A 13,052-nucleotide genomic window follows, 5' to 3' on the forward strand; every position below is an offset into this window, starting at 1 on the left:
GCGACCGCGTAGCGTCGCCGGGCATGAGCGAGATGTTCGTGACCTCCGGTCCGCTGCGGTTGTGGACCGAGCGGACCGGACGGCCCGATGATCCAGCGGTGCTGCTGATCGCAGGCGCGTCTGCCCAGGGCTACACCTTCCCGGATGCGATGGTCGACCGCCTGGTCGATCGCGGCCTGCAAGTGATTCGGTTCGACCATCGCGACACCGGGCGTTCGAGCATCGTCGACTTCGATGAGCATCCGTACGGTCTGACCGACCTGGCTGTTGATGCTGTGGCGATCCTGGACGCGTACGAGTTGCCGTCCGCCCATGTCGCCGGGGCGTCGATGGGTGGTGTGATCGCGCAGTGGCTCGGCGTCCACCAGCCGGATCGCGTGAGCTCGCTGACCTTGCTCTCCACCACGCCGATGGGCCGCGATCCTGGTCCGGTTGTGGAACGCGCCTTGGCCGGACAGCCCGCCGATCCGGACGAGCTGCCGCCGCCGACGGCGCGTTTCCTGCAGCATCTCGTCGACTCCGCGGGCACCGAGCCGGGCGTGGAGGCTGACGTGGTCACTTTCAGGGTGATGAACGGCGACGTTCTCCCGTTCGACGAGCCGGCCGCCAGAGCTGTACTCGAGCGCTGCTGGGCGAGGGCAACCGACCCGTCGGCCGCGGCCAACCACAGCCTGATCGGCCAGAAGATGGGCCCCGACCTGCTCGTGCCCTTGTCGACGATCACCGCCCCGACAACGGTCGTCCATGGAGACCAGGACCCACTCTTCACCCCAGCCCACGGCAAGGCCCTCGCGGCCGCTATCCCCGGCGCGCACCTCCACGTCATCCCCGGCATGGGCCACACCTACTACTCCCCAAACCTCCCCGACCAACTCGCCAACCTCATCGCCGGCGGGCGATGAGCCAGTTGTAGGCCTCGGTGCGGTGGTCGTCCTCGATCGTCGTGTGATCCTCGTCGGGGAAGTACGCCTGGATTCCGGGCACGAGCTGCGCGATCCGATGACCGTGCACTGGCGGCATGTTGCGGTCTCCTGCTCCGCCAGGTCGCCCCAGCGCTCCAGCCAACCCGCCGGATCTTGAGCAGGTCGCGAGCGTCGTCTCTGCGTCCTGTCGCCAGTTCGCGCGGGCGGTGGCTCGGTCGGTGAAGTGCCGCTCCAGTTCCTCGACACGTCCGCCGTCCTCGACCAGGATTTCGCCGCGGTCGGTCTCGAGCACGTGCGTGCGCACTTCGTCCATAGCGCATTCGTAGCAGCCGAGGCAGGAAGGTGGCGACTGACATAGTGCGCGATGTGATTGTGGGGGCTAGGTGGTTAGTAGGGCTTGTAGGGCTGCTGCGTAGGCGACCACTTGGGCGGTGGGTCTGTCGGTGCGCCACATCAGGCGCCAGTGGACCGGCGGGGCGTCTCGGAACGGAATGTAGGCGACGTCGGGGCGCATGTAGTAGCGCCTGAGGTGGGCGCTGATCGGGAAGACTCCGCGGCCGGCGCCGACGAGGGTCAGGAGCTCGTGGAACGACGCAGCTTCCGGACCGGACTCGCCCACGGATCGCCCTGCTCCAGATCGGTCAGAGGTGTGCAGGACGGTGAGGTTGGTCAGGTCGTTTGTTGAGACGGAGTGCCGGCTGGCCAGGGGATGGGTGGAGGGGACTGCGAGCATGCGGGCCTCGGTGATGAGCGGGGGGCCGGTGGCGAGGATGGCGTGTTCGGTGTCGAAGCAGGTGAGGAGCACTTGTATCTCGCCGCCGAGGAGCCACGGCACGGCGTCGGCGAGTTGGACTTCGCGGACGATGACGTCGAGACCCGCGGGGGGTTGGCGGGTCTTTAGGACGTCGGCGGCCTGGAGAAGGAGTTGCGCTCCGGCCGCAGTGAGATAGCCGGCTTGGAGAGTCCCGGTGATGCCGCGGGCCGAGGTGATGGCTCGTTCTACGGCGGCGACGATCTGGTCGCGGGCAGGGCCCAGGTCCTCGTACAGATCGCGGCCGAGAGGCGTCAGCTCGACGCGGCGGCTCGTGCGGTTGAACAGTGGGGCGCCGACGCGGCGTTCCAGTTTGCGGATCGTCTGGCTGACGCGGGCCGTGGAGACGTGGGTGCGCTCGGCGGTACGGCCGAAGTGCAGTTCTTCGGCGAGCGTCAGGAACATCTCCAGTTCGTAGCGCTCGAGCATGGCGCGGATCCCTTCGTTAACTCACACTTCACGAGCGTTGCACAGGTTCGCGTTGATCGACAGTGCTGCGCACCAGAGGGTGAAGGGGTCCGAGCTTCCCATGACGGGGCAGGAGAACCCATGCAGAACATCTCGCCGCTGATGCAACTGTCGATCGGCTTCTGGTCGTTCAAAGCGCTCGCAACCGCGTACGAGCTGGACCTCTTCAGCCACCTGTCCGGGACCGACGGTCACACCGTCGACGGGCTGGCCGAGCTGCTCGGCGTCGACCGGCGCCCCGCTGAATTGCTGGTGACCGCCTGCGCGTCCATCGGGCTGCTCGAGGGCAAGGACGGGCGCTACGTGAACAGTGCGCTGACCGACGAATTCCTCGTTCCTGGCAAGGACAATCACTTCGGCGGCTGGGTGCAGATGCTCGATCGCAGGCTCTATCCGGCGTGGGGTCGCCTGACCGAGGCAGTACGAACGAATCGGCCGACGAGCTGGAATCCTGACGAGCAGGCGCACCTGTTCGACAGTGAGGACCCTGAGCTCCTGGCGGTGTTCTGGGAGGCAATGCATTCCCTCTCGACGCTCACCGCGCGCGAGTTGGCGGCACACGTCGACTTGTCCGCCGCCACGGCACTCCTCGATGTCGGCGGTGGCTCCGGCGCGTACGACATCGAGCTGTGCCGCCGCTACCCCAATCTGCGGGCGACGGTCTTCGAGCTGCCACCGGTCTGCGACATCGTCACGAAACAGCTCGTCGCGGCAGGGCACGAGGATCGCATCGCCGTCACGCCGGGCGATTTCCTGACCGATTCCGAGCTGCCACCAGGACATGACGTCGTACTGCTGTCCATGATCATGCACGACTGGACGCCGGAGCAGGATCTGGCGATCTTGCGGAAGTGCTTTGCCGCGCTGCCTTCCGGTGGCCGGATCGTGATCAGCGAGTTGCTCGTGAACGACGAGAAAACCGGTCCGCCCGCCGCAGCGTTGATGAGTCTGAACATGCTCGTGGAGACAGTTGGTCGCAACTACACCGCGGCGGAGTACGAGCAGTGGCTGCTCGCCACCGGGTTCGTCGACATCCAGACTGTTTCGTTCGACGCTCCCGGCGCGAACGGCGCGGTTCTGGCCCGCAAACCGTGACGCACGGGGGGTCAGGGCTTGCGGAAGGTCCAGTGGCCGGATCCGACGGTGTACGTGTTCGGAGCAGTCGGCTGCAGGCCCGGCTCGGTGGTCTCCAGCGGCGCGGGTACGACGATGGTGGCCGTGACGTTCACCGGCACGTCGACGCTGAGAATCAGACCGTCGTCGGCCCGGCTCCACGAGGACGAGATGCGACCGCGGACGGTGTCGATCGACGCGGCCACGTGGCTGAGACCGTCAGGGATCTGGGGAGCGATCGTGACAGTGCGGTACCCGGCGGACGTCGGCTTGATCCCGGCGAGGACCGTGTAGAACGAGGCATTGATGCCGGCGAACATGGCGTGATCGTGGGTCTGCATGCCGGCCCGGTACGACCACTGTTCCCAGGTCGTCGTCGCGTCGTGGGCGATCTGGAACCCGAAGCCCGGGTACGTGGTCTGACCCAGCACGGTCAGCGCGACGTCGACGCGCCCGATCACGGCCAGGGCGTCGAGCAGGTACCGGGTGCCGAAGATGCCGGTGTCCAGATGCCCGTCGTCTGCGCCGAGAATGCGCTCGACGAGTTGGTTGCCTACAGCCCCCAAGCGCTCGGCCGGGACCATCCCGAACGCGATCGGCAGGATGCTCGTCACCTGCCGCCCGCTGCCGTACGTCGTGCCGTCGGCCTGGAGGAACTCGACGTTGAACGCAGACCGGATGGCGGCCGCGAGGTCGCTGTAATGCTTCACGTCAGCAGGCGTCCCGACCACGCCGGCCGCCTGTGCGACTGCGCAAGCCTGGCGGTACGCGAGCGCCGTGTTCACCAGTGAGCCCTCACTGAAGCACTCGCCTGCGGTGGCGCTTCCGAGACCGCCGTTCGACTCCGGGCCACGATCGGGCGGGCACCAGTCGCCGAACGCTCGATCCTCCGGCCAGATGTGTCCCGGTACGTCGGCCGCGTTGCGGGTCACGAACGCCTTCATCGCCGGATACAGCTCGTCCAGGATCGACCGGTTGCCGTACTGCTCGTACAGGGACCAGGCGAGTACTACCTGGCCGCCGGCCATGTCGGGCTGCTGTCCTTTGACATCGTCGCTGGGAAGCGCAGTACCGGGTGGCAGATCGCGCAGGTACTTCACGTAGAAGCGGTCCATCCCGAACTCGATGATCGACGCTTCGTGGTACGTCAGGACGTCCATCGCCGGCGGGGTCCGCTCGTCCCGGACCGGCGTGTCGGTGGGGAGGCTGAGGGAGTTGTTCAGAATGCTCCACCGGTTGTTGCGCCAGATCCGGTTGAGCAACTCGTCGGACGACGTGAACGTACCGGTGTCGGCGACATCAGCGTGGATCGCGCGCCCGGTCAGGGTATCCAGCGTCGGCGGGCCGGGGTGGCCGGTGACCTCGACGTACCGGAAGCCGTGGTAGGTGAACCGTGGCTCGTAGGTCTCGCCGCGTGGATCGCCGGAGAGCTTGTAGCTGTCGAGCGCGGCCGCGTCGCGGTTCGTCGTGACGTCCAGTGCGCCGTCGCTGTCCAGCTCTTCCGCGGTACGCATCCGGACAGTGGTGCCCGCGGGGCCGCGTACCCGTAGACGTGGCCAGCCGGCAATGTTCTGGCCGAGATCGAAGACCCACACTCCGGGCGTGGGCTCGGTCAGTGCGATCGGGCAGATGGTGTGCGCGACCCGGATCGCGGGTGCGGTCGCGGGGGAGGGAACAGCGTCCGGTGCTGGAACGGTACGCACCGGGAGCCAGTGGTCGGCATCGAATCCGGGAGTGTCCCAGCCGGTCTGCTCGAGGCGTGCGTCGTACGACTCACCGTCGTACAGGTCGTTGCTGGTGATCGGTCCGCCGTACCAACGCCAGGCGTCGTCCGTCCGGACAATCTGTTCGGTGCCGTCCGCGAGTTGGAGCTCCAGCAGTAGGACGGCCTGCAGCGGTCCGAGCCAACGAAAGCCGTACCGGCTGAACCGCGAGCCGTAACCGTTGCCCAGCCACAGCCCCACCGCATTGTGACCGCTGCGGATCAGCTGTGTGACGTCGTACGTGTCGTAGAGAATCCGGCGGTTGTACGGCGTACTCGCCGGCGTCAGGACCCGACCGTCGATCTTGTTGCCGTTGAGCCGAAGCTCATAGAAGCCGAGCCCGTGGACGTACGCACGCGCCGAGACAACTGCCTCCGGCGTGGTGAACTCGGTCCGCAGCGTCGGCGCGGTGATCCCTGGATGCTCGAGCTGCCCATCCGGGCTGATCCACTCCGCGCCGTGCCACGTGTCGGTTGCCGGGAGACCCATCTCCCACCAGGCGGACTGCACCAGTTCACTGCGGACGCCGAGCTCGTCCCAGACCTGCACGGTCCAGTGGTACCTACGGCGCGGTTCCAGGGCCGGCCCGGCGTACGGGATCGCAGCGGAGTCGTCGGTGTTGACGCGCCCACTGTCCCAGACGTCGGCACGTCCGTCGCGGAGCAAGTCCGCGCTGGAGGCAACGAGGATCCGGTACGCGGTCTGACGGGCGTCGTTCTTGCCCGCTGTCAGCTGCCACCCGAAGACCGGACAGGGATCGTCCAGGCCCAGGGGATCGGCAACGTTGTCGACGGTCGGTCGACCGACGCGAAGCCCGCCGGTCAGAGCGTGTGCAGCTTGGCGAACGGTGCGAGGTGCCGCAGCAGTCTGCCGCCCCCGAAGTCGATGATCACCGCGCCGTCACTCTCGACGGAATGCACACGGCCCAGTCCTTCCCGGTCGTGCGTCACCCGCTCGCCGACCTCGAAACTCTTGATCGCGTCAGAAGCCTTGGCGGCGAAGGGACTGGTGGACAGATGACGACGCGTCGTCCCGCGATTGGTCTGCATCAGACCTCAAGTATGCGCCGCATCGGGCGGCTCGGCGACAGCAGGTACCGCATTCGATCCGAATCGTAAGCAACTGACAGTGCGGATTCGCTTACCCACCGAAGCCGGTCCGGCGAAACGCGATGGCGATGGGGCGCAGGGGACGGCAGGGTAAGGGGATGGCTATTGCGTTGAGTGCGCCCTGGGACGATCTGACCTTCATGTCTCCGTTGTCGGAGGCCCGGGCGGAGCGGCTGGTGGCGTTCCTTGGGGACGGTCTTCACGGCGTTGTTGTCGATGTCGGGTGTGGATGGAGCGAGCTGTTGTTACGGGTGGTCACGGCGGCTCCGGAGAGTACCGGGATCGGCATCGACCTCGATGGTGACGCGATCAAGGAAGGCCGGCGGCGCGGGGACGATCGGGGGTTGTCGTCGAGGTTGACGCTGGTCGACGTGGACGCCGCGGAGGCGCTTCCGGACCGCGCGGACGCGATCATCTGTGTCGGCGCAACGCACGCCTGGGCGCCGCCGGATCAGCCCGACGAACCACTGCACTACGAGCGCGCGCTACAGCGGATGCGGGCGTTGCTGACGCGTGGCGGGCGGTTGGTGTACGGCGACGGGATCTGGTCGCGACCGCCAACGCCGGCGGCGATTGCCGCGCTCGGTGGGCGTGAGGACGAGATGATCACCCTTGCCGAACTGGTCGACGTCGCGACCCGCACCGGGTTCGCCGTGGTCGGTGCGCACGAAGCGTCCACAGACGAGTGGGACGACTTCGAGTCCGGGTACAACGCGTGTTACGCACGTTGGCTGGCTGCGCACCCAGCTGATCACGAGGATGCCGCCGAGGTACGCGACCGTGCCCGTGCCCAGCAGGCGGCGTACCTGTCCGGCTACCGCAACGTCCTCGGCCTCGGATACCTGCAACTGATCGCCGTCTGACCGGGACGCTGTGAGCAGGTCAGGGGATGATGCCGCGGCGGCGGGCCTCGCTGACCGCGGCGGTGCGATTGTCCACAGCGAGCTTGGCGAAGACCTGGACCAGGTGGGACTTGACCGTTGCTTCGGTGATGAAGGACGCGCGGGCGATGGACTGGTTCGAGCGGCCGGCGGCAACCATCTCCAGGATCTGGATCTCGCGGGCGGTGAGTGAGCGCTCGGGCGCGCGGACGCGGGACACCAGCCGGTTCGCGATCGCCGGCGTGAGGACGGTCTCGCCGGCGGCCGCCAGCCGGACAGCGGCCAGCAGTTCCTCCGGGTCGGTGTCCTTGAGGAGATAGCCGGTCGCGCCCGCGGAGATCGCGGGCAGGATGTCGGCGTCGCTGTCGTACGTGGTGAGGACCAGAACCCGCGGCGGGTCGGGCAGCTCGAGCAGCCGGCGGGTGGCTTCGGCGCCGTTCATGCCCGGTCCGAGATTCAGGTCCATGAGGACCAGGTCCGGCGTGGAGCCGGCGGCTTCGGTGATCGCGTCGGCTCCGGTGGCTGCCTCTCCCACGACCTCGATGTCCGGATCGGCTGCGAGCGCCGCGCGGAGTCCACGACGCACGATCGGGTGGTCGTCGACCAGCAGTACTCGGATCGGGCCGGTCACGCGAGCGCCTCCTCGGCCGGAATGCGGGCGCTGATCGCGGTGCCGCGCCCGGGTGCGGTCTCGATCACCAGGCTGCCACCAACCGCCTCGAGACGGCGGCGCATCGCGGCCAGCCCGAGTCCGGTGCCAGTGGTGCCGGTCCGTGGCCGGTCCGGGTCGAACCCGCGCCCGTCGTCGACGATGTCGAGGCTGACCGCCCCGGGATGGAACGTGAGGGTGAGCTCGGTCTGGGCCGCTTCGGCGTGCGCACGGATGTTCGCGATCGCCTCCTGCCCGGCGCGGAGCAGGGCGACCTCGGCCGGCGTCGCCATCGGGTACGGCGTACCGTCCACCGTCAGGCGGGCAGCGAGACCGTACCGGCCGCTGTCCTCGACGAGCTGCTCGAGCGCGTCCGCGAGCGGCCGTCCGGCAAGCGGAGCCGGAGTCAGCGCACGGATCAGCCGGCGGGTGTCCTCGAGCGCGGACTGCGCGGAGTCGATGGCCGCGTCCAGTTGCTCGCGGGCCGCGGGCGGCGCATCCGGCCAGCGGCCGACGGCGGACTTCAGGATCAGGATGATCGCCGACACGCTCTGCGTGGTGGTGTCGTGGATCTCTCCGGCGAGGCGCTCCCGTTCGGCGAGGACACCGGCCTCGCGTTGCGCGGTGGCGAGTTGGTCCTGGGCGGCGGTGAGTTCGGCGAGCAGACGGGTGCTGACCTCGTTCTGCTGCCTGAGGTTCCGGTAGACGGACATGATCACCACGGCGACTGCGGCGCCGATCACCGGTCCGAGAACGCCGGAGGTGGTCAGCCGTCCGTCATGTACGGCGATGGTTGCGACCGCGATCGCTGTCAGCCCCGCGACGACCACGGGCCCGATGGCTCGCGGAAGCAGCTGCATCGCGAGCAGGAACAGGGCGAACGAGAGCCAGACGAAGTCCACGGACAGTACGGCGAGGACGATCCACCCGGCGACCAGGCCGGCGAACCACCCAGCGGCGACCCGTGGTCCTGGAGTGCGGCGGGCGAGGACAACGCCCAGTACGTACCAAGCTGCGACCAGCGCGGCCGCGATCCAGGCGCCGGTGCGCAGCGTACGAACGGCACCAATCACCAGGAGAACTGCGAACAGGGCATGCTCGGCCTGGCGGAGGAAGGCGAGGGTTGCGGCCGCAGGCTGCGGGGGACGACGATCCATGGCGCTTACGACGGTAGCGCGTGCGGGGCCGCCGGACCCCCAACTTTCGATGGGTTTCCGGGTCCGTCGTTCGGCGCCGGGAGTCCCATCGCCCGAACCATGTGCGCGGGCGCGTGGTGCGTGAGGCTGGAGGCATGTTCATCGCAGTTCGTGACCTCCGATTCGCCCGTGGCCGATTCGTCCTGCTGGGGTCGATCATCGCGTTGATGACCGCCATGGTCGTGCTGCTGACCGGGCTGACGGCCGGGCTGGGGGCGGCGAGCGTGTCAGCGGTTGCCGCGTTGCCGGTCGACACGCTGACCTTCCAGCGGCCGGCGTCCGGGCAGGAGATCTCCTTTGCCACCAGCAACCTTCCGGCCGACACGGTCGGAGCGGTGGCGGACGCGCCCGGTGTCGGCGCCGCCTACCCGCTCGGTGCGGCGACTACACGTCTCGAGGCGGGCGATCGCTCGGCCGCGGTGACCGTACTGGGCACGGATCCGGCGCTGTATCCAACGCTGCAACGAGGGCGATCGCCGGCCGCGGGGGAGGTCGTGCTGACCAACGATCTGTCCGAGTCGTACTCCGTCGGCGACACCGTTGTCCTTGGTGGGCAGCGCGTCACCGTGACCGGGATCGTTGCCACGACCTCCTTCAACCACCTGCCGGTTGTGTACACCTCGACGAGTACCTGGCAGCGCATCGCTCGGACCGACGGCATCACGGCTGTTGCGTCGACGGGCAGTCGGCCGCCCGATACTGACGTTCGAACGTCGGTCGCGCGTGACGCTGCGTTTGCGGGCGTCGGCGGGTACTCCTCCGAGCAAGGGTCGCTGCAGTTGATGCGGGTTCTGCTGCTGGTGGTCTCCGCGCTGGTCGTCGGCGCCTTCTTCACGGTGTGGACCATGCAGCGTGGTGCCGATCTCGCGGTCGTCCGGGCAATCGGCGCCAGTCGCGGCTATCTGCTGCGCGACGCTCTGGCGCAGGCGGGGATCGTTCTGCTCGCCGGCGCTGCCGTCGGGGCAGCGGTCGCGGCCGGTCTCGGTGCGTTGGCATCACGCGGCGTGCCGTTCGTACTGGATGTTCGTACGGTCGGCGTTCCGCTCGCGGCCGTGATCGCGACGGGTGCGCTCGGCGCCGTCTTCTCCGTACGCCGGGTCAGCACCGCCGACCCCTTGACTGCCTTGGGAGCAGCTCGATGACGCTCACGCTCAACGACGTTCGTCTGACCTATCCGGATGGTGATCGCCGGCTGGTGGCGCTCGACGCTGTCGATCTGCACGTTGCGGCGGGGGAGTTCGTTGCCGTGACCGGTCCGTCCGGCTCGGGCAAGTCGAGCCTGCTCGCGGTAGCGGGCGCGCTGACGATGCCGGAGCAGGGCTCGGTCGTGATCGAGTCGACCGATGTCACCGCGCTGGACCAGCGCGGGCGCGATCGCTTGCGGCGCGAGCGGATCGGTTTCGTGTTCCAGCAGGCCAACCTGCTGGCGTCGCTGACCGCGCTCGATCAGCTCCTGCTCGTCGCCCACGTCGCCGGTTCAGCTCGCCGTACGGCAGAAGCTCGCGCTCACGAGCTACTCGACCGCGTGGGCCTGGCTGACAAGGCACGCAGGCGCCCAGCGGAACTGTCGGGCGGCGAACGTCAACGCGTCGGCGTCGCCCGCGCGCTGATGGGTCAACCCGCCCTGCTCCTGGTCGACGAGCCAACCTCAGCCCTCGACCACGACCGCGGCGAGTCCGTCGTACGCCTCCTCCGCGACATCACCCGCGAACAAGCCGTAGCCACCATCATGGTCACCCACGACCTCCAACACCTACACCTAACCAACCACACCGCACAGATGCAGGACGGCCGCCTAACAACCCCCGCCTCAGTGTGAATTTCCTCCGCTGAGTCGAGGTTGGGGAGGATTTACCGCCCGGATCGGGACAGAATCCTCCCCAAGTGGGCGGTGTCGGCGGCTCAGCGTTCGGCATTGGGGGGGAAGAGGTTCCAGGTGCCTTCGGAGACTACTTCTACGGTGCCGTCGACGGCTTTGATGGCGGATTGGTCGTCGATCGCGTAGGTGGGAGCTGGGATGCGGGAGGCCCACTTCTCGGCGTTGGCGAGGGAGGCGTCGGGGTGGTCGGGGTGTTCGAAGTGCGGGATGACGGCGAAGTCGACGAGGCCTGCGCCCTGGCCGGTGACCAGGATCCTGTCGACGTCTCCGTCCGGCGTGGTGAACACGGTGTTCTCGGTCTTGAGCGGGCCGTCGGTACCGCGGGGTGGTTCGGTGTACGTCTCGACGAACGTACTCGCGGCCGCGATGCTGCCGGCGCTGACGCCGACGTAGACGGCCTCAGGTCGCAGTGTCGGCAGCAGCTCGGTCAGACCCGACTGGCGCATCCAGTTGGACAGGAACAACGGGTCGCCGCCCCAGAACAGCAGGGCGTCGGCGTCGCGGACCGTCGGTACCCAGGCGTCCTCTTCGATGCTCGGCAGGACCGACAGCTCGAGCAGGCCCATCGACTTCCAGCCGAGGTCGGCCAGGCGCGACGGCGCCTTGCCCGACATCGCCCTCCACGCCCCGAAGGCGCCGCCGGGGAACGGGTAGATCGCGGTAGGGATGAACAGCGCGGTGGACTCGGCGATCGGCTTGCCCAGCAGCTCGACCAGCGCGTTCTCGACGCTTGCGTTCTGGATGCCGGCGGATGTGAGGAGCAGTCTCATGGTGCCTTTCCCTGGTGTCCGGCGAGCACGCGCCCGCTCAACTCTGCAACGAACGTCCTTGCCCTGATTCGACACCGGCTGCCGGGATTTGTCCAAGGACAGTGAGTATGTCGCGGCTGCCTGGCGCGGCGGTGAGCTGGATCGGCTCCGGCGCGGGACCGCAGCAGCTGCTCGAGCTCAGGTCCGAATCCAGGTTCGAGGAGCAGACGCCGGTTTGGGGCAGGTTCAGCTCGACGTTGCGGGCGGCGGCCCAGTCGTCCGCGAGCGCGGCGACCACGGAACGGGCCTGTTCGTAGCCGGTGGCGAGCAGGAACGTCGGTGCGCGGCCGTACGACTTCGCGCCGATGGCGTAGTAGCCGGGCTCGGGATGGGCGAGTTCGTCGACGCCGTGCGGCGGGACCGTGCCGCAGGAGTGCTGGTTGGGGTCGATGAGCGGGGCGAGGGCGCGGGTGGAGCCGAGGATCGGGTCGAGGTCCACGCGGAGTTCGGACGCGATCGCGTGGTTCGGGCGGAAACCCGTGGAGTTGACCACGGTGTCGGCGCTGACGGTGCGGTTGCCGGAGGTGAGTTCGGTACGGCCGTTGGTCGTACGGACGGACTCGATGCGGAACGAGCTGATCAACTCGATGCGGCCTGACTGCACCAGCCGCTGCAGGCGGGAGCCGAGGGCGCCGCGGGCCGGGAGCTCGTCGGCTGCACCGCCGCCGTACGTACGGGCCTGGTCGGTGCCGCGGACGACCCAGAGGATCTCGGTGCCGGGCGCCTCCTCGGCGAGGCGGCCGAGGTCGAGGAGCGTGGTCGCGGCGGAGTGCCCGGCGCCGACCACCGCCGTACGGCGACCCGCGTAGCGCTCACGGTCCGCCCCGAGGACGTCAGGCAATGCACGAGCGATGTGATTGTTGGTGGGGAGGCCGGACGTGCCTGGGACGCTGGGGGACTCGCCGTGGGCGGGGAGGCCGGAGGCGCCCAGGACGTTGGGGGTTTGCCAGGTGCCGGAGGCGTCGACGATCGCGGCGGCGAGGAGCTCGGTGGAGTCGGCGAGGCGGATCAGGAACGGGGCGTCGGCGCGGCCTGCCGTACGGACGCGGTCGAAGCCCGCACGCGTGATCGCGACCACCTCGGCGCCGTACTGGATCTTGCCGTCGAGCTGCGGGAGCTTTGTGAGCGGCTCCAGGTAGGCGTCGATCAAATCACCGCCGGTCGGCAGCGCGTCGAGATCCGGAGCGCTCCAGCCGCTCGCCTCGAGAAGTCGGCGGGCCGCAGCATCGAGGTTGTACCGCCACGGGCTGAAGAGCTTCACATGCCGCCACTCCGAGATCGCCGCGGCGACCCCCGGCCCGGATTCCAGGACAACGAAGTCCAGCCCGCGCTCCGCAAGATGTGCCGCCGCTGCCAGTCCGACCGGTCCTGCGCCGATCACGACCACCGGGTGCTCGCCCACGATCCAACTCCTGTCTAGAAGATCATCGAAACAGCTGCCAGCTTGCCTC

General features: G+C 68.4%; 13 protein-coding genes. 5 read left to right on the forward strand and 8 right to left on the reverse strand.

Annotated features, from left to right (window positions below):
• Window positions 1–23 precede the first annotated feature (23 nt).
• Window positions 24–902 carry an alpha/beta fold hydrolase gene (locus ACGFI6_RS22490; protein ID WP_393121511.1) on the forward strand — a complete coding sequence of 293 codons (879 nt, stop codon included), beginning with the start codon at window positions 24–26 and terminating at the stop codon, window positions 900–902.
• Here ACGFI6_RS22490 and ACGFI6_RS22495 read toward each other — a convergent pair.
• Both ACGFI6_RS22495 and ACGFI6_RS22500 read right to left on the reverse strand, forming a co-directional pair.
• Window positions 883–1,236 (reverse strand): hypothetical protein, encoded by a 354-nt coding sequence (locus tag ACGFI6_RS22495; RefSeq protein ID WP_393121513.1) that lies wholly within the window; start codon window positions 1,234–1,236, stop codon window positions 883–885. The two genes, ACGFI6_RS22490 and ACGFI6_RS22495, sit on opposite strands and share 20 nt — an antisense overlap.
• 66 nt (window positions 1,237–1,302) lie before the next feature.
• Entirely contained in the window at window positions 1,303–2,163 is an 861-nt protein-coding gene (locus ACGFI6_RS22500; protein ID WP_393121515.1) for a LysR family transcriptional regulator, read from the reverse strand.
• A 120-nt stretch (window positions 2,164–2,283) separates the two neighbouring features.
• On the opposite strand from ACGFI6_RS22500, the gene ACGFI6_RS22505 reads away from it, so the two are divergent.
• Entirely contained in the window at window positions 2,284–3,297 is a 1,014-nt protein-coding gene (locus ACGFI6_RS22505) for a methyltransferase (RefSeq protein ID WP_393121517.1), read from the forward strand.
• A gap of 11 nt (window positions 3,298–3,308) precedes the next feature.
• Here ACGFI6_RS22505 and ACGFI6_RS22510 read toward each other — a convergent pair whose 3' ends face one another.
• Window positions 3,309–5,744: a family 78 glycoside hydrolase catalytic domain gene (locus ACGFI6_RS22510; protein WP_393121519.1), complete on the reverse strand. Its 2,436-nt coding sequence runs from the start codon at window positions 5,742–5,744 to the stop codon at window positions 3,309–3,311.
• Window positions 5,745–5,899: 155 nt separating this feature from the next.
• Entirely contained in the window at window positions 5,900–6,127 is a 228-nt protein-coding gene (locus ACGFI6_RS22515; RefSeq protein WP_393121521.1) for a hypothetical protein, read from the reverse strand.
• 158 nt (window positions 6,128–6,285) lie between these two features.
• Between ACGFI6_RS22515 and ACGFI6_RS22520 the strand changes: the two genes are divergently transcribed.
• Window positions 6,286–7,050, forward strand: a complete 765-nt coding sequence (locus tag ACGFI6_RS22520) for an SAM-dependent methyltransferase (RefSeq protein WP_393121523.1) — start codon at window positions 6,286–6,288, stop codon at window positions 7,048–7,050.
• Between the two features lie 19 nt (window positions 7,051–7,069).
• Here ACGFI6_RS22520 and ACGFI6_RS22525 read toward each other — a convergent pair whose 3' ends face one another.
• Both ACGFI6_RS22525 and ACGFI6_RS22530 read right to left on the reverse strand, forming a co-directional pair.
• On the reverse strand, window positions 7,070–7,699 hold the full coding sequence (locus ACGFI6_RS22525; protein ID WP_393121525.1) for a response regulator: 630 nt from the start codon (window positions 7,697–7,699) through the stop codon (window positions 7,070–7,072).
• Entirely contained in the window at window positions 7,696–8,874 is a 1,179-nt protein-coding gene (locus ACGFI6_RS22530) for a sensor histidine kinase (RefSeq protein ID WP_393121527.1), read from the reverse strand. The genes ACGFI6_RS22525 and ACGFI6_RS22530 overlap by 4 nt, the downstream gene beginning before the upstream one ends.
• Window positions 8,875–9,008: 134 nt before the next feature.
• Here ACGFI6_RS22530 and ACGFI6_RS22535 point away from each other — a divergent pair, with 134 nt between their 5' ends.
• Window positions 9,009–10,055, forward strand: a complete 1,047-nt coding sequence (locus ACGFI6_RS22535; RefSeq protein ID WP_393121529.1) for an ABC transporter permease — start codon at window positions 9,009–9,011, stop codon at window positions 10,053–10,055.
• Window positions 10,052–10,732: an ABC transporter ATP-binding protein gene (locus ACGFI6_RS22540; protein WP_393121531.1), complete on the forward strand. Its 681-nt coding sequence runs from the start codon at window positions 10,052–10,054 to the stop codon at window positions 10,730–10,732. The genes ACGFI6_RS22535 and ACGFI6_RS22540 overlap by 4 nt, the downstream gene beginning before the upstream one ends.
• Before the next feature lie 83 nt (window positions 10,733–10,815).
• Here ACGFI6_RS22540 and ACGFI6_RS22545 read toward each other — a convergent pair whose 3' ends face one another.
• Complete coding sequence (locus ACGFI6_RS22545; protein ID WP_393121533.1) at window positions 10,816–11,562, reverse strand: Type 1 glutamine amidotransferase-like domain-containing protein; 747 nt, start codon at window positions 11,560–11,562, stop codon at window positions 10,816–10,818.
• Window positions 11,563–11,599: 37 nt separating this feature from the next.
• A complete protein-coding gene (locus tag ACGFI6_RS22550; protein ID WP_393121535.1) occupies window positions 11,600–13,003 on the reverse strand; it encodes an FAD-dependent oxidoreductase in 1,404 nt (467 codons plus the stop codon).
• Window positions 13,004–13,052: the final 49 nt, after the last annotated feature.

Source organism: Kribbella sp. NPDC048928, from assembly GCF_043197975.1.
Classification (GTDB): Bacteria; Actinomycetota; Actinomycetes; order Propionibacteriales; family Kribbellaceae; genus Kribbella.

What these genes read in the sequence shown, in the direction of transcription:
- ACGFI6_RS22490 (WP_393121511.1), top strand. Translation starts at nt 24, where the DNA reads ATGAGCGAGATGTTCGTGACCTCCGGTCCGCTGCGGTTGTGGACCGAG.
- ACGFI6_RS22495 (WP_393121513.1), bottom strand. Translation starts at nt 1,236, where the DNA reads ATGGACGAAGTGCGCACGCACGTGCTCGAGACCGACCGCGGCGAAATC.
- ACGFI6_RS22500 (WP_393121515.1), bottom strand. Translation starts at nt 2,163, where the DNA reads ATGCTCGAGCGCTACGAACTGGAGATGTTCCTGACGCTCGCCGAAGAA.
- ACGFI6_RS22505 (WP_393121517.1), top strand. Translation starts at nt 2,284, where the DNA reads ATGCAGAACATCTCGCCGCTGATGCAACTGTCGATCGGCTTCTGGTCG.
- ACGFI6_RS22515 (WP_393121521.1), bottom strand. Translation starts at nt 6,127, where the DNA reads ATGCAGACCAATCGCGGGACGACGCGTCGTCATCTGTCCACCAGTCCC.
- ACGFI6_RS22520 (WP_393121523.1), top strand. Translation starts at nt 6,286, where the DNA reads ATGGCTATTGCGTTGAGTGCGCCCTGGGACGATCTGACCTTCATGTCT.
- ACGFI6_RS22530 (WP_393121527.1), bottom strand. Translation starts at nt 8,874, where the DNA reads ATGGATCGTCGTCCCCCGCAGCCTGCGGCCGCAACCCTCGCCTTCCTC.
- ACGFI6_RS22535 (WP_393121529.1), top strand. Translation starts at nt 9,009, where the DNA reads ATGTTCATCGCAGTTCGTGACCTCCGATTCGCCCGTGGCCGATTCGTC.
- ACGFI6_RS22540 (WP_393121531.1), top strand. Translation starts at nt 10,052, where the DNA reads ATGACGCTCACGCTCAACGACGTTCGTCTGACCTATCCGGATGGTGAT.
- ACGFI6_RS22545 (WP_393121533.1), bottom strand. Translation starts at nt 11,562, where the DNA reads ATGAGACTGCTCCTCACATCCGCCGGCATCCAGAACGCAAGCGTCGAG.